The 15,607-nt window shown below is 50.9% G+C and carries 11 protein-coding genes; 6 read left to right on the forward strand and 5 right to left on the reverse strand.

Features of this window, described 5'->3' with window-relative positions; translation table 11 throughout:
• Nucleotides 1-435: 435 nt before the first annotated feature.
• Together H1D41_RS03450 and H1D41_RS03455 are read right to left on the reverse strand one after the other, a co-directional pair.
• On the reverse strand, nt 436-2,310 hold the full coding sequence (locus H1D41_RS03450; RefSeq protein WP_228847596.1) for an ATP-binding protein: 1,875 nt from the start codon (nt 2,308-2,310) through the stop codon (nt 436-438).
• Entirely contained in the window at nt 2,307-3,506 is a 1,200-nt protein-coding gene (locus H1D41_RS03455) for an SIR2 family protein (RefSeq protein WP_228847597.1), read from the reverse strand. Before H1D41_RS03455 ends, H1D41_RS03450 begins: the two co-directional genes overlap by 4 nt.
• A gap of 327 nt (nt 3,507-3,833) precedes the next feature.
• Here H1D41_RS03455 and H1D41_RS03460 point away from each other — a divergent pair, with 327 nt between their 5' ends.
• Together H1D41_RS03460 and H1D41_RS03465 are read left to right on the forward strand one after the other, a co-directional pair.
• On the forward strand, nt 3,834-4,529 hold the full coding sequence (locus tag H1D41_RS03460; RefSeq protein WP_228847598.1) for a hypothetical protein: 696 nt from the start codon (nt 3,834-3,836) through the stop codon (nt 4,527-4,529).
• A gap of 667 nt (nt 4,530-5,196) precedes the next feature.
• Complete coding sequence (locus H1D41_RS03465; RefSeq protein WP_228847599.1) at nt 5,197-7,050, forward strand: ATP-binding protein; 1,854 nt, start codon at nt 5,197-5,199, stop codon at nt 7,048-7,050.
• Between the two features lie 154 nt (nt 7,051-7,204).
• Here H1D41_RS03465 and H1D41_RS03470 read toward each other — a convergent pair whose 3' ends face one another.
• The 3 genes from H1D41_RS03470 to H1D41_RS03480 all read right to left on the reverse strand — a co-directional run bounded on the left by H1D41_RS03470 (nt 7,205) and on the right by H1D41_RS03480 (nt 10,190).
• Nucleotides 7,205-8,122 carry an Abi family protein gene (locus H1D41_RS03470; protein WP_228847600.1) on the reverse strand — a complete coding sequence of 306 codons (918 nt, stop codon included), beginning with the start codon at nt 8,120-8,122 and terminating at the stop codon, nt 7,205-7,207.
• Nucleotides 8,123-8,400: 278 nt separating this feature from the next.
• Nucleotides 8,401-9,405 (reverse strand): hypothetical protein, encoded by a 1,005-nt coding sequence (locus H1D41_RS03475; protein ID WP_228847601.1) that lies wholly within the window; start codon nt 9,403-9,405, stop codon nt 8,401-8,403.
• On the reverse strand, nt 9,405-10,190 hold the full coding sequence (locus H1D41_RS03480; protein ID WP_228847602.1) for a site-specific integrase: 786 nt from the start codon (nt 10,188-10,190) through the stop codon (nt 9,405-9,407). Before H1D41_RS03480 ends, H1D41_RS03475 begins: the two co-directional genes overlap by 1 nt.
• Nucleotides 10,191-10,429: 239 nt before the next feature.
• Here H1D41_RS03480 and H1D41_RS03485 point away from each other — a divergent pair, with 239 nt between their 5' ends.
• From H1D41_RS03485 to H1D41_RS03500, 4 genes are all read left to right on the forward strand, one after another.
• Nucleotides 10,430-11,731: a hypothetical protein gene (locus tag H1D41_RS03485; RefSeq protein ID WP_228847603.1), complete on the forward strand. Its 1,302-nt coding sequence runs from the start codon at nt 10,430-10,432 to the stop codon at nt 11,729-11,731.
• A gap of 170 nt (nt 11,732-11,901) precedes the next feature.
• Nucleotides 11,902-13,119 carry a multidrug effflux MFS transporter gene (locus tag H1D41_RS03490; protein ID WP_228847604.1) on the forward strand — a complete coding sequence of 406 codons (1,218 nt, stop codon included), beginning with the start codon at nt 11,902-11,904 and terminating at the stop codon, nt 13,117-13,119.
• Nucleotides 13,120-13,186: 67 nt separating this feature from the next.
• Nucleotides 13,187-14,608: a helix-turn-helix domain-containing protein gene (locus H1D41_RS03495; RefSeq protein ID WP_228847605.1), complete on the forward strand. Its 1,422-nt coding sequence runs from the start codon at nt 13,187-13,189 to the stop codon at nt 14,606-14,608.
• Nucleotides 14,609-15,436 carry an alpha/beta hydrolase gene (locus H1D41_RS03500; protein ID WP_228847606.1) on the forward strand — a complete coding sequence of 276 codons (828 nt, stop codon included), beginning with the start codon at nt 14,609-14,611 and terminating at the stop codon, nt 15,434-15,436.
• The last annotated feature ends 171 nt before the right edge of the window (nt 15,437-15,607 follow it).

The raw sequence follows: 15,607 nt of genomic DNA on the forward strand, positions 1-15,607 counted from the left end.
TCCAAATGCTCTAAGTCGTTCACAACCTGTTTTTCAAAGGCGTAAATTGGGCACCTTTGCAAATTCTTACCTTCACTCTCGCAAAAACTTTGGCCCTTGTCGACGGAAAACGCCTCGCATTCAAGGTCATTTCTTCGAATGCGCCAGTATCAATAACAGCAATCGGTGCTGCTGCAGCGAAAGTCCGGTTTGAGGGAGCGTACCGCGGCTTGCAAGATCGCGGGTCAATGTCTCCTTTGGGCCACCGCTCGACTTTGCAAAGGTCACTAACTGCCCAAAGCGACCCATGACTGCTGCCAGCCCAAACCGGAAATTGGGATTTGACGCCTCGGGCGGGTTTCCTGACATTCGCTGCAGGTGCAATTGGATTACTGCATTTCATAAAAGCAGACATCGGTCAGCTGTATTCTGTGGCTTTATTTCGGTCCCTCGTTTTCATGATTGCATGTTTTTGCAAATTTGGTCCAGGAAGGCGTTATCAGGGGCGTCTTCTGACCAGGCTTTTGCGAACGAAATGTCATTAGAATCGGGTAATTTTTCTTCACGCAGAGAACTGATTTTAATTCGGGCCGGTAGCGCGGCAGCTTCGCCTACAAACAAAGCTTCCTGCCTAGGAAGCGACGACAGTGCAGAAGTCATATTGGATAGGCTGTCAGGCAAAAAGCGTGACACATGTTGTTGATCTTGACTGTTTGATAATCTCAATACAATCCATGAATTACATTGAGAAATGACCGTGCCTTCTACGTCGGCGGGGCGTTGTGACACAAGCATCAAACCAAGGCCATATTTACGCCCTTCACGCGCAATACGCCTAATTGCATCTTGAGCGACTGCGTACTGTGCATCACCACGGTTTGGAACGTATCGATGCGCTTCTTCGCACACGAGCAAAATCGGGTCTCTCTCCCTTTCTGGTCGTGATTGGTTGAGCTTGTATTGAAATAAGAGGCGAGCAATAGCCCCAGCCAATGGGCCAGCAACTTCGTTTGGAAGGCCGGATATATCGATAATTCGAATTTTGGTTTCATTGTCACCTTGTATGGAAATGAATTGCTTCAGAACGTCGGCTATGGCTAGGCCATCGCCCAGATAATCGTTCATCAGAAATTGTATGCGGCTGTCCGTTTTTAGAACTCTGATTTTGTCGAGAATGGACGACATTTTTTCCAATTCTGATGGTGTCTTATCTTGCCATCTTGCTTGATGCCATCGTTGGGACTGTAGCTTTGTTATATGTGCTAGAAACTCATCAAGCTGAAACGGTCTCGGCTTATCCCTGTCAAAACTCGAAATGGCGTCCATGCGTTTTTGTTGTTCTTCTGGCGTGCCTTCGGTTCGGGCTATAGGTACTTGCGGTGAATTGTGCTCTCCAAGAGTGGCAATGTCTATTTCTTCCGCTTTTAGTATCAATCCCGCTTGGGCCATTCGTGCATGAGTTAGAGCTTTGTAGACGGCATTTGCTTGAGACGTTGCTTCCACTTCCGCCTTTCCAACTGCAAGTGAGCGAAATTCATCACTCGACATTAGCCAAAATGGGAGTTTTAACTTTATAGTGCCTTCTTCTTCGTCATGCGGTGAATCGTAGGCTTTGAATGCGGTCGAAACGCCCCGAAACGCCTTTCTGTATTCGCCATGAGGGTCGATCACGACGATTCGAGATCTCGTGTCTTGCTCGCCAACAGCTTTATGCGCAATGACTGAATGCAAAATCGAGGCGACAGTTCCTGATTTACCTGACCCAGTTGATCCGAGAATTGCGCAATGCTGTCCAAACAGTTTGTCCATATTTGCACGACAGGGGACGCGCGAAGCACCGATGTAACTCCCAATAGGTACATGGCAGTTAATCCCGTCGCCTCTAGTGCTCTCCACGCTCTCATAGAGCATCTGCGTTTCGGCCTTAGTCATTAGATATACCGATTGTAGGGGAAGTGGGTAAGTGCTTATCCCACGTCGAAAATCTAAGGTTTCCGATTGGGCTTGCCACCACGCCTCCCCTAATAAATCGGCTTCAATCACCCTTTTATCCATTGTTGACGAAGCGATGCCCGTGGTCGCAGCAATAGCTGCTGCTTCCTCGTCTGACTGCAACCGCAGCAAGCTAACAGTAGCGAAAATAAGCCTTCGGCCCATGTGCAGCTTGATAATGCTGCCCAGCTGCCCGACAGAATACACACGCCCTTTGTAGCCGCGTGTTAATTCGGTGATATTTTTGTCCAAAGCAATCTTTATCGAACTGCCTGAAACTTCGAATACGGTGCCGATTTGCAGATCATCGCTAATCAAAAATGCGCTTGCGGTACTCATTTCAATGCTTCCTCTATGTCTTGAGGTAAGCCGTTAGAAAGTAAGTCAGTCACGCCAGCAAAGGTCCACCATGATCGGCCACCATCAACCTCCCAGAATGGACCAGCACTTCCACGGTATAGTCCTTTGTCTGAGGCAATGTAGATGCGCTCTCCCCATGAAAGTTTACGCCAAGTTTCAAGTTGTTCCGGCAGGCCGCCATTTTCTTGGGCAAAGGCAACCATTGTAAGGCGGCTGTCTTTTTTCGACATCGCATATATTATATCTTCATTGATATGTTCATCACCGAATGAGTACCCACAGATAAGAAGAATACGCTCGGCTCCGTCAGATAGGTTTTGGCGGAACCTATTGAAAAGTGCTGAGAAGGGATCGAGTTGAGTATTTATGTATTTCGTTGATTGAGGATAGATAACCACAGCATTTTCCGCCTTTGGGTACTTGTCGTTAAATCGTGTGCGAAAAAGTTGAGATGCGTCGTGCTCAGGGGCAACCCAGTCGATTGAGCCATGTAATTTTACAACCCTCGCTTTGGTTGAACGATGTTCTGCAACGTCGTAACCAGCCCAAAACCCAACACCACCGCCAATAAACCCATCATCATATGGGACTTGTTTTAGTGCCAACGCATCTTCTATCAGCGTGTCGTAATTGGTTGTGAAAAATTCAATTGTGCCGCGAATATTTTCTAATCCGGCTTGGTTTTTCTGAAAAATAGCATCAACAAAATTTAGATGTTCATCAATTTTCACAATCGGCTCTTCTGGTGTTCCTACTAACTCTGGATCGTCTTTCCAAGCCGCGCGGTAACCCCATCGTATGGTGGTGGATATCAACTCGAGAAGGCCATTATGTAGTGTTCTTAGTGTATCATAGGAAACCTTATTTGCTGCGACTTGAGCATTGTTATCTCGAGCGCGGACACTCATTGAAATGAGATCGGCAAGATGGGTCAGAAAAATTTCTATATGGGCATCCTCGTCGATATCGCCTTCAATCGCGTCGATGACTGTTAAAACTTCATCGTTCCCAAGGAACTTTTCAATTCGGGCTAGGTCAAGCACCCGCTTTGTTAATGGGATCATCAGTGGGATGTTGGCGGGGTAGCTGATGCCCGCGCATAGCAACCATGTTTGTTTGGGGCTGTTTAGTGCTTTTTCAAATTGTTCTGCTGTATCAATGGCCTGTTCAGACATAATATTCTCTTATCCCATTGGAATGCTTGAGCCAAATGCGGCCTTTTCAAATACTGGTTTCTAAGGGCAGCGATTCAGCAGCCCTAGAAGATCAACTATGCGCAACCACATGCGGAAAACACAATGCCTGAGGTTGTTTTTCATTCTGGGTCTAGATTGCAGGCTTTAGTGTTCGAATAATGCTGCACCAACGCAGCAATGTCCTCTTCGGTGGACTGCACCGCAGCATTTCAGATTGTTGTGAACAGCGGCAAAGGGCCGTATCTTTGGCGGGCTGAGATTCTAGACTTGGTAGCACCCACTGAACACAGCTAAAGCGGTTACAATATGATTGAGCAATACATACAACTTGTTGAAGAGAACTTCGCCAACACTATACTGCCGACACTCGTGCCGATCTATGAATCGAACGCGCAAAATGCCACTCGACCTGACCAAATAGGTACTGGGTTCATACTCAGCTATAATTCGCGCCCGGTGTTGGTCACCGCGAAACATACCATCTTTGGGCATGATGGAAAGGATCGCGCTGGTGAGAAGGCATTTCGTGCTGGCGAGAATTGGGTCTATGTCGGCGACGTCGATAGTGAGGTTTTCTTTGCGAAAGATCGTGACATCGCATGTTTCTATGCAGATCAATTGGTGGGTCGACCTTGCCTGGGGACAGGCAATTTTAGCACCGCGTCTTCCTCTCCAATCACCGTTGGCGGCTACCTAGCCAGAGACTTCAAACGTACTGGCGAAACTTTGAAACCTATGCCCTATACATTTACGGGGGCGTCCGAAAAAACGACCGACGGTTTGATTGGTCTTCAGTATCGACGAAGCAAGGTAAAATCCACCGCCAGTGAAATGGTTCAAACCGCGCCGATCCCACGAGGTCTGTCAGGTGGGCCTATGTTGGACAGCGCGAAACTGGCACTTGGGCAAGTGTCTTTGGTTGGTGTATTTACTGAACAAGATTGTGGCTCCGCGCGGGGCGAACCGTCAGCAGTGCTCGAGCAAATTTTGAAGAGTATGTGACTTCCAGAATTTAGCTGTTCCAGAGCATTTGATCAGGACCGCTGCGGCCCGGTTGCCCCTCACCAAAAAATTGGAAGGTTGTCTAATGTTCTTTGCGGTTTTTTTGTTTAGCGTACAGACCGGCGCTGACGGCGCAATAGTCGGCTGTTCAGTGTCCGCTTACAGAAAGCCGCATCCTAGCGGCCCGGGCCAACTTCGAAAGGCATCTTCAAGCCGAACACGTGACTTTGCAAAGTACACTAACTGCCTATTCTGTTGAAAAACTCGATGTTTTATCCGAAATGCCAAAATTGCAGAATATCCTCCCGCAAACCACGCTTCTTAAAAATGTAGATTTTCAGATGCGGCATATCTAAGAATGATGTTCTGGATTTTGATCTCGTTTTTTGAATGCGTGAGTTTTTCAACAGAATATGCCCATTGCTGACCTTGATGAAGAACGCAGCGAATGACAGATTGCCGCCGTTGGGTAACGTTGTAGCGAACGGCCCATTCCGGACATTGGCCGAGGGTCGTGATTCCGCGCTGCTACTTCCCAAAGCAGACCTTAATGCATGGCCAGATTTTGACTAACAAAATTCAATATTTGCCACTTTCGAGCATTCAGCTCATAAGGGCATACACTTCACTTGATCGCGCAATACGATACCAATTTTGGGGAGCGTCTATGCAACTAGTTACATTCGAGATTATGGGTTTTCGAGGTTACCGCGAACTTCGCAAGGTATCTCTGCAAAACCTTACTACCTTTGTAGGGAAAAATGATGCTGGCAAGTCTTCATTGATGGATGCGCTTGACTTGTTTTTTGATGACTCCAAAAAGCTCGACAAAGAAGATTTATGTGTAGACCCAAACTTAAACACAGTGGTTCTGACCGCAGAATTTTCAGATTTCCCGACAGAGCTAGTTTTAGATGCTGCAGCGGCAACAGACCTCAATTCAGAACATCTTCTTTTCGAAAAGCCCGATGGTCAGCATGTATTGAGGATCGTAAAAGAATATAAGGCAGGGAAAGCCGCAGAAGTATTTGTTGACGCGACAGCTCCGCTTCTTGAGCAAGGACATCCAATCTTGCTCAAGCAAGCCGACTTGCGAAAACTTGGCCGTGAATTAGGACTAGAGGAAGGTCTTCCAACTGCGGATCGAGGAAAGAACCCGCCTTGGCGCAATGCTATATTTCAGCACTTTGCGGATGCCCCTCATGGGACCGTAAAAGTTCCAATTACTAAAGATGATGCCAAGAAAATCTGGGACCAAATTAGGCCTCACATTCCGTATTTCTGCTTGTTTAAAGTGGACCGTGCAAGTTCTGATCAAGATGGTGAAGCACGCGATCCCTTGGCCATGGCCGCTAAAATCGCAATTGCGGAATGCGAAGCTGAGATTACAGCGATCGTCGAAGAAGTTCAGACAAGAGCAAACGAACTAGTTGCTCGCACATTGCTAAAGCTGCAGGAGATGGCACCAGAATTAGCTGTTGGGTTGTCGCCCGACGTCACTGGCCAGCCTAAGTGGGACAGCTTCAAGACTGCCCTAAAGACCGAGGGAAATATTCCCTTCAATAAGCGGGGCTCGGGCACAAAGCGCCTTGTGTTGTTGAATTTTTTTAGGGCGGAGGCTGAACGCCGTTCCGAAGAAGACGGGCGTGGGGTTATTTACGCTTTCGAAGAACCTGAAAGCTCGCAGCACCCACAAAACCAAAGACTCCTATTGGATAGTTTTAAACGCTTGGCGGAAAGCAACAGTGCTCAGGTACTACTTACAACCCATTCACCATTTGTCGCGAAGAACCTGCCAGCGGTGTCTCTCAGGCTCGTCACAAAGGATTTACAAGCAGCGTGCCCAACAATCGAAGAAGTTAGCGATGAAGGTGACGGAGAAGCTGAGCTTCTTTTGAAAATTGCGAATGAATTGGGTGTTCTTCCAGATAGCCGGGTAAGGGTGTTGGTGATGGTAGAGGGACCGAATGATGTTAACTTTTTTGAAAATATTTTCTCTGCAGTTTCTGGCATCGACCCAGCGGTTCTTGATATTTCATCTTCCCCACACGTCGCCATTGTCCCGATGGGCGGAGCCGTTCTTCAGCATTGGGTCACGCGGCAGTACCTACGAGGCTTTGGCTGCAAGGAATATCATATATATGACCGGGATTGCGGCCCAGAAGATGCGGCTAAATACCAAACTTATGTTGATGAAGTGAACTCTGCGGAAAACGAAAATACTGCGAGGCTGACGAGCAAAAGAGAAACTGAAAACTATTTGCACGGTGACGCTATTCTGAACGAGTTAGCGATAGATATTGTTGTGGATGACCAAACGAACGTGCCGTTAGCTGTATCCGATGCGAGCAAGTTAACTCAACTCGTGCCAGATATGGGGCAATCTGCAGTCAAAAAGAAATTGAACATTCAGGTGGCGGCAGGGATGACAGCAGCATTGCTTGCCGAGAGAGATGTAGACGGCGATGTTGTCGGCTGGTTTAGAGACATCACAGCGATCGTTCAGGCGAATGATAATTGATGACGGCCGTAGGTATCGTTCGACACCAGCGACTAAATCTTTCCTGCACCGCGCTTTACTGGTTGAAGAGAGAAGAAATAGAAGCCGATCGGCAAAAGAAAAGAGTAGCTAAAATTACACCAAATCCTGTCCAAACATTGCAGAGTAGACCAGTTTAACTCCAAATGGCCTCATGTTCCCAGCCCTCCGGGAACCCAGCGGTCTGGGGGTGGATCTCGCGAGGGAAGTACTGGGTCAATATCATCTCGCGCAGCCGGACGTGCCATTCCGTGCCTGGATAGAACTGCCGCAGCATGAAGATCATGACGACGATCGCACTATAGATCTTTTTCGTGGGCGCATCATCCCCCATCCTAGACTTGCGGAGGTGGTCGAGCTGTCCAAATGTCGTTTTCGATGGAACGCCAGGACTGTTAACTAGGGGCTTATTCCACGTCCGCGCATGATGCGCGCAGCTGTTGCGGACATCGTTAAGCGCTGTGATCCATGAAGCGAATGTCTTCATGGGAAGATCGGGGTGGATGCGCTCCGCAATTGCCATTTTATTTTTGTCGGACAGGTGGGCGATGATATGGGTCAAGTTGCCCCAGGTCCATGTCCCAGCTTCTATCCAGATCGGCGGAGGACCGAAGTATTTCAGCTTGAAATGCTTCGCAAAGTCTTCTTTTGAGCGCTTGAAGTGCTGATCCAAGCCCTCGATGAAGAGGCCGAGAGGCGTATCGCCATTGGCATCTTTTTCGCTGAAACGGTCTTTGTACGAGCGTCTATCACGATGTGCATGTGGCCCGAGTTCCCCAAGCACTTCTATCATCGCGGTTCTGACAGCGACTTCGATGCGCTCAATCGCGTCCAGTAACTCCATGCGGAGGGCCTTGTCGAAGAGGTAGAAGTCGATCACATAATCAAACGTCGTGCCTTCTTTGAATTTATCACATCGAACCCTCCCATCAGCCTCGCCCCCTGGAGTCGGAATTGGGCAGAAGTCACGGTACGGATACCCAAACGCACTGAGGCGATAGTATCCGATGCGATGCAGGGAGCGTGCGGCATGATTCCTATCAGGGATCGCCATACCTCTTATCAACATAATATCGATGCATGCATCGATCGATTTGTACTGCTTGAGATACTTCAATGTTGATGCGGCAATGTCCAGAAGTTAGAAGACCGGGCTGTAACAAGGCGACTGAGGCCAAGTCAGGGAGCACCGGTCATAATGTAGCTACAGATAATAACGTCGGGCCCGACTATGTCAATAGTGGAACTGGGGCACCGAACGGTGAGGCAAGCCCGTTTGTGTCCACATTGTACGATGCCGCCTTTGCATAAACATTCGGTTTACCTCCCCTCCTAAATTGGCATTCGTCGCTGGATTTCAGCCAATACTTCCTGCGCTTTCTCTGCTCGGAACCTTTCGGCATGAATCTCATAAACTTTTGCGATCTGAACGCTTGTCTGACCACACAAAACTCGAGCAATATCGCTTCCATGCGCCCCATGCACGGCCATTGCATCGTGAACCAGGGTTCTGACGATATGCGGAGAATGGCCCGTGGCAACTTTAAAACCTGCTGCGAGCGTCCTCAGGGACAACGGTTCATCAATATGGTTTGCGAATAGGCGAGTTCCCACACGCTCCGCATAACGCGTGAGGCAAAGGCCTTTTTCGCCATAGAGCAAGAGATCATCAAGATAGGGCGTCAAACTGTAATGCAGAGGGCCGCTGTGCCGGAAATTGGTCTTGCTGGATTCAACCCGCAGCACCCACGCTTCATTCTGGCGAATGACGTGTACGCCGACCTCGAGTGCATTGACATCCCGAAGGCGGAGCGGCGTCAGGCTCAGTAGAGCCAGAAATGCCGACCGCTGAAAGTACGTCTGGCGCCTGTTATTGGTGGTTTGCTGAGCCTTCTTCCGCCATTCCACCGCTGCCTTCGCGATATCACGAAGTGTGATCGGCTTGGCCGCCAGTTTTCTCACCTTCGTAGGAACCTCTTTCTTCATTGCGCTCCGGTAGATCTCGCAATCTTCAAGGATAAGACGGCGTTTTTCCGCAGGATAGTTCACCTCCTTCGCGACTGTCTGAACCGCCGAAAGGTACGTCAAACGTGTGCTGCTACGCAGCGCACGGCTGTCAAGGCTATCGATAAAGACACTTAGCCCTTCGTGAGAAATTTCCAGGGGCAGCCCCACATTTTGGACCACTGCGAGGTAATGGCCAATGCCATACACCGTGTTCTGGATAGCGGCTTCAGAGTAACCTTTGCGCCCACGTCGAGGGGTTTTGAAACGCATGATGGCACGCTGAATTTCGCGTGGAAACTGATCAAGAGGCAGCGACTTGCGTTCTTGCATCAAGCCGCGCCTTTCATCAGAAGGTGACCTTGGATTTGGGCCAACATTTTTTGGCCCTCCGTGTGCAATCTCGCTTGATCGACGAATACGTAATTTTTGCGCACCGTTGCTTCAGTATCTCCCAGCAATGCTGCGATAATCGAATAATCTACCTCCTTCTGGTTGGCCATTAAGGTTGCCAGAGCGTGACGGACTTGATGCGGTGTCATTGGAACGCCAGCTTCAAGCGTTACTTGACGCCAGATACTGCTCAGACGTGCATAGGAAACCCCTCCAAACAACAGGTCATCACGGCGTTGATGAGGAGTTATATGCCTCTCGAGCAGATGAGGCCGGACCGTTTGCACAAACCACTCTACGATCTTGCGAGGATCCCCTCCCTGCTTTGGGGTTAGGGTAATGTAGCGATGGCTGTACCCATTTTTTACGATGTCCGGCGGGGTCGTAAGAAGCAGTCCACGCCTAGCGCCGTGTATTTGCACATCCGCTTCGGGACCACCGTAACTCAAGTTCAAAAGCGTCGAGATACGCAGAGGCAGGGATGTCCAAATCGCCGAAGCACAGGCCGCAAGACCAAGCGCTATGGCAGCCCTCTTCTGATGGCAAGACCCTGTCTCATAGGCCTTCATGGCATCTTGCGCCTCCTGAAATAGCCGGTTGGGTAAACTTAAGAATGCAGCCTTCTTGTGATGGTCGTGAAGAAATTCTTCGCACCAAGACCGGCGCGCTGGTGCCATAGACTTAACACTTTCGAATGCGGAATATTCGCCGATCAATTCAGTCAATGATGTAGTGTCATGTTGGCACCCTTTGATGAAAAGCTACCAGTTGCTCAAGTATTCATACAAAGTGGTGGGCTCCAGCTTTTTCCACGGTTAACCACCCGCCATACTTCCGGACTCTGGCCTGGCACTCATGGGCGCGATCCATGCCAATCCTGGCTTCGACATCGGAAATTCGGGGTTGAACCTGGTGAATGCGGCCGCGATAGTCTGTTAAGTTAACCAATTTCCGGATCCGTCATATGCCGCAAGATCAGAAAATATTCTTTCATATCGGCCCCCCGAAAACCGGATCGACGGCAATTCAGTCGCATATGACAGAAGGGCGTCAAGAACATCAGGAACTGGGCGTCTACTATCCGACAGACTTTCGGAATAAGCATCAGGGTGTCGCATCTGCACTGTTTCTTGACTTTGAGCACCATAAAAATATCCGTTGGCCACAGCGGTTTTATGCAAACAAAGAAATTGCCCTGAACCAGGCGCAGTATGACACGCAACGGGCGGCCTATCATAAAGAGATAACAGACGCTGTCGCACAAGGTTGCAATATTGTTATTTCTTCAGAAGGGTTGTTCCGGGACGGGCTTTCGGATCACGAACCACCTGTCAGCCGGATTGCAGCTGTGAATGCTTTTGAATATGCAAAACGCCTGTCTCTGTCGCCCAAAGTGGTGCTTTATCTGCGTAATCCGATCGCCTGGTGGCTGAGCCGTGTTCATCAGGCATCTTTGCGGTATAACTCAGCTGATGATAGTTTCCTGATCTCGAACAGCTTCAGACCTCTGGCTGCTGCAAAAGAGAAAATCGAAATGCTGACTGATGTGTTCGGTCCCGAAAACCTGATTTGTCGATGTCTCGATGATAAACTTGTCGGCGGATCTCTTGTCCATGATTTCCGTCATATCGTTGGCTTGCCGGAAACAGATGATATTTCAGGTGGTGTCGCCAACAAGAAGGATTACGGCAAGGCGATCGCTTTGCGTCAAAAGCTGAACAGGTTCCTGCATTCCCGGCCCGGCAATACTTTGAGCTATGGGGATGAAGTTTCATTAAACGTGCGAAACTACGCCAATATATTTCCAACGGATCGCAGCGAATATTTGCCGTCTGGCCGTATTTTCAGAGCAGGGATGGAGGCCATTGAACCCTATCGACAGTATTTTCTGGAACTGACACAGAACGAAACTCTGTTCGGTGCAGACTATGCCCAACCTTACCTGGAGCGTCTCACGGAAGAGGAGCAACCGCAAATCGGTGAGAAAGAATTTCTTTCTGCTATTCATTCGATTCAGAAACATGCAGATCACAAACTGGTCCGGACTTTGGCTACTAAAGTTAACATTAGTGAAACAGAACAGTGGTTTGCACACCACATCCGTTTGGTTCACTCCTTGAAACTGCTGAAATTTGTGCGAGATAAAGCAGCTAAGGACGGTGCATACCGGATTGCTGCGCTGTATGGCCAGGCATTGATTGACCGCCAGCCAGAGACAAACCCAGTTGACGTAAACGTATTGGCTGAAATTCAGGCAAAGCTTTAGAGAATAGCAAGTTGCTGCCAGACAAATGCCGCCCTTATTCCTGCGAAGTTTTCGACAACTGTTTCGACACCGAAAGCGAACACATGAAGAGCAAATAAGGCAGTGCAATTGTGGAGGATAAACGGATAATTCTCTGGACTTCCGTATTCAAAGCACTGCATTAATTGACAATGTCAATAAAGCCAAAATCCCGTTACTTCGACAACACAACACCGCCACATATTTCCACCCTCATCCTGATGGTCGGGGTATCGACACTGTCGATGAATATTTTCCTGCCGTCCTTGCAGGGGATGGCCGAATATTTTGATGTCGAATACCGGGTCATGCAGCTGTCTGTTGCGCTTTATCTTGGGATGAATGCAGTCATGCAGCTGATCGTCGGCCCGATCTCGGATCGTTTCGGACGCCGCCCGGTGGTCCTGGTGGCAATCATCTTGTTCATACTGATGACACTCGGCTGCATCTTTGCCCCCAACGCCGCAGTTTTCCTGATGTTTCGCATGGCCCAGGCCGTGATCGTGACCGCAATGGTTCTGTCCCGCGCCATCATCCGCGATATGGTCCCGGCAGAGGAAGCGGCCTCCATGATGGGCTATGTCACCATGGGGATGGCAGTTATCCCGATGATTGCACCGGGGATCGGCGGGGTTCTGGACAGCATCTGGGGCTGGCAGGCAAGTTTCTGGGTGATGTTCCTGACCGGCATTCTGTTGTTCGGGATCTGCTGGAAGGATCAGGGCGAAACTGCGGTACGTCGTGAAGGCGGATTTCAACGTCAGATACGGGACATGCCCGAACTTCTCATGTCTCCGCGTTTCTGGGGGTATGCGATCAGCTCGGCGCTGACGGCGGGTGCGTTTTTCTCTTATCTTGGTGGCGCGACTTTTGTCGGAGAGGAAATCTTCGGCATGGGCAAAGTGAAACTGGGCTTCTTTTTTGGCGCGCCTGCAATTGGCTATATGATTGGTAACTTTATTTCAGGCCGCTATTCCGTGCGCATGGGCATCAATCGCATGATCGCCACAGGCACAATCTTCGGGGCTTTCGGAACGGGGCTTTCCCTGCTGATATTTCTTACAGGTTATGGCAGTGAATACACGTTCTTCGGCTTTATGATTTTTGTCGGCCTGGGCAATGGCATGGTTATCCCAAATGCAACCGCAGGTGCCTTGTCAGTACGGCCCCATCTGGCCGGTTCTGCATCCGGACTGTCTGGCGCCATCATGCTTGCTGGTGGGGCGGCTCTGTCTGCTTTGGCGGGCACTCTTCTGAACCATGAGACAGGTGCCACACCTTTGCTGTGGATGATGTTCCTGGTCACAGCCGCCGCGGGCGGGGTGATCTGGCTTGTTTCTGTGCGCGAAGCAAGGCTGGAAGCCGAATAAGACTTGCCGCGCAGATTTTGCAAATGCCATACTGACGATTAGCAAATCTGCAAAGCGAGACCCGTCAATGGCTGTCCAGAAACTCTACGCTGGGGCAAAACTGCGCGAAATCCGGTCGGGCCTGGGCCTGACGCAAAAGATGTTTGCCGAAAAACTGTCAGTCTCCCTGCCCTATCTCAACCAGATGGAAAACAACAACCGGCCCGTATCAACCGGCGTGGTTCTCGCGCTTGCGCGCGAGTTTGGCTATGACGTCACAGAACTGTCCACAGGGGACGGCGAACGTATGGTCAGCGATATGCGCGAAGCCCTTGCAGATCCCGTTTTCACCGACGGCAATGAATCGCTGGTTGACGCCGGTGTACCGCTGGCAGACCTGCGCCTTGCGGCATCGAACGCGCCAGCGCTTGCCCGGGCGTTTCTGAACCTGCATGGCGCGTACCGCCAGAGTCAGGAACGTCTGGCCGCGATGAACGAAGCCCTGGGCGGCCATGGCACGGCAGCCACCACCAGCCCCTGGGAAGAAGTGCGGGACTTCTTCCACTATTGTGACAATTACGTCGACGCAATTGACCGCGCCGCAGAGCATTTTTCGATGCCCGGCGGGCGTGAACTGAATGCAGATGCCCTGATCGCCAGAACACTTTCGACGTTGGGCATTGAGCTGGTTCTTTCTGATGACGCGCCACTTCGACACTTCGACACAGAAAACTCCCGCCTGACACTTTCACGCCGCGCCGCGCCTGAAACCCGGCGGTTTCAGGCCCTTTTGCAAATCGCCCTGCTGACACAGGATGAACTGCTGGAAGCCACGCTTGATTTCGCCCGTTTTCAGTCCGAGGCCTCGCGATCCATCGCGAAAATGGGTCTGGCAAACTATTTTGCCGGGGCAGCCCTGATGCCCTACCGGGCCTTCCGTCAGGCCACGCTGGAAACCCGGCACGATCTGGAACGCCTTGCAGATCTTTTCAACGCCTCGATTGAGCAGGTGGCACATCGCCTTTCGACACTTCAACGCAAGGGCGACAAGGGCGTGCCGTTTTTCTTCGTGCGCGTAGATCAGGCCGGCACTATTACCAAACGCCATTCCGCAACCTTACTGCAGTTCGCGCGTTACGGCGGGGCCTGTCCGCTGTGGAATGTGCATCAGGCGTTTGAAACGCCCGGTCGTTTTTTGCGCCAGCTTGCCGAAACCCCGGATGGGGTGCGTTATCTGTGTCTCGCGCGGGATGTGTCCAAAAGCGGTGGCAGCTTTGCAGCCCCGGTGCGCCGCTATGCGATTGGCCTTGGCTGCGAAGTGAAACACGCTGATGCCCTGGTCTACGCTGATGATATGGATCTGGGTCAGGGACCGTTTGAACCTATCGGCATTTCCTGCCGGATCTGTGAACGCGAACGCTGCCACCAGCGGTCCGTTCCCCCGCTTGAACGCCAGCTTTCCGTTGATCCGGACCGGCGGGGCGTTCTGCCGTATAAAGTGGTGCGCTAAATGAAAAGCCTTCTGAACATTGCAGCAATTGGCTTCATCGCTTTCTTCGGCCTCGGCCGGTTTGAACGCGGTATGATCTGGCCCCTTGATCCCAACTACGTCAGCCCGGAACACGCCGGCGTCACCGCGCAGGAACACCGGATGGTCATGCGTGACCGGACAGAGGTCATCACCTGGACTGCACCGCCCGCTGCGGGTAAGGCGACAATCCTTTACTTTCATGGCAATGGCGGAAATTTCGCCAACAGGGCCTGGCGCTATCAGTGGTTCATTGATCACGGCTATGGCCTGGTCGCCATGTCCTATCGGGGATCATCTGGCAGCGCAGGCACGGCTGTTGAACGTAAAATCCTGTCAGATGCCCGCGAAGTCTGGGATCAGATCAGCCAGCTTACCGGCAGCCACGACAGCCCTGTCGTGATCTATGGGGAAAGCATCGGAGGAGCCGTTGGCACGGGTCTTGCTGTGGGACTTCAGGACAACCCAAGACTCGCCGGTCTGATCCTTGAAGCCCCCTTCACATCAATCCCCGATATGATCCGGCAGGAATTCCCCCAGTTTCGACATCTTCTGTTTGCCCTCAAAAACCGTTTTCCGACCGAAGATCGGATCCGCAATATCACCACCCCACTTCTGGTCCTGCACGGAACGGACGACCGGGTTATTCCCTTCCGCATGGGGCGGGCCGTGTTTCAGGCGGCAGCAAGCCCGAACAAACAATTCATCGAAGTTCCGGGGGGCGGACATGACAACACCTGGCAAACGAACCCCGTTGCGGGTCTGGAACAGTTTCTTTCTGGCGCGGTCACGTCTGCGACAGAGGATTGAGAACAACGCTCTCCGTCTGAGGTCTGTCAATTCGGCAAATATCGGTTCAAAAACTTAAACACCGGCGCCTCGCCAGGCACCGGTGTAGGGAGGCAGGTCATTGCACACATCCGGGGAGACTTCCGCAACGACCTTCCATTGTACGCGGGCAGGTGAAAGGCCCGCGTATTT

Source organism: Halocynthiibacter styelae (genome assembly GCF_016123485.1).
GTDB lineage: Bacteria > Pseudomonadota > Alphaproteobacteria > Rhodobacterales > Rhodobacteraceae > Halocynthiibacter > Halocynthiibacter styelae.

Coding starts and splice junctions, on each gene's coding strand:
- H1D41_RS03450 (WP_228847596.1), bottom strand. CDS start 2,310: ATGAGTACCGCAAGCGCATTTTTGATTAGCGATGATCTGCAAATCGGC.
- H1D41_RS03455 (WP_228847597.1), bottom strand. CDS start 3,506: ATGTCTGAACAGGCCATTGATACAGCAGAACAATTTGAAAAAGCACTA.
- H1D41_RS03460 (WP_228847598.1), top strand. CDS start 3,834: ATGATTGAGCAATACATACAACTTGTTGAAGAGAACTTCGCCAACACT.
- H1D41_RS03465 (WP_228847599.1), top strand. CDS start 5,197: ATGCAACTAGTTACATTCGAGATTATGGGTTTTCGAGGTTACCGCGAA.
- H1D41_RS03470 (WP_228847600.1), bottom strand. CDS start 8,122: ATGGCGATCCCTGATAGGAATCATGCCGCACGCTCCCTGCATCGCATC.
- H1D41_RS03475 (WP_228847601.1), bottom strand. CDS start 9,405: ATGCAAGAACGCAAGTCGCTGCCTCTTGATCAGTTTCCACGCGAAATT.
- H1D41_RS03485 (WP_228847603.1), top strand. CDS start 10,430: ATGCCGCAAGATCAGAAAATATTCTTTCATATCGGCCCCCCGAAAACC.
- H1D41_RS03490 (WP_228847604.1), top strand. CDS start 11,902: ATGTCAATAAAGCCAAAATCCCGTTACTTCGACAACACAACACCGCCA.
- H1D41_RS03495 (WP_228847605.1), top strand. CDS start 13,187: ATGGCTGTCCAGAAACTCTACGCTGGGGCAAAACTGCGCGAAATCCGG.
- H1D41_RS03500 (WP_228847606.1), top strand. CDS start 14,609: ATGAAAAGCCTTCTGAACATTGCAGCAATTGGCTTCATCGCTTTCTTC.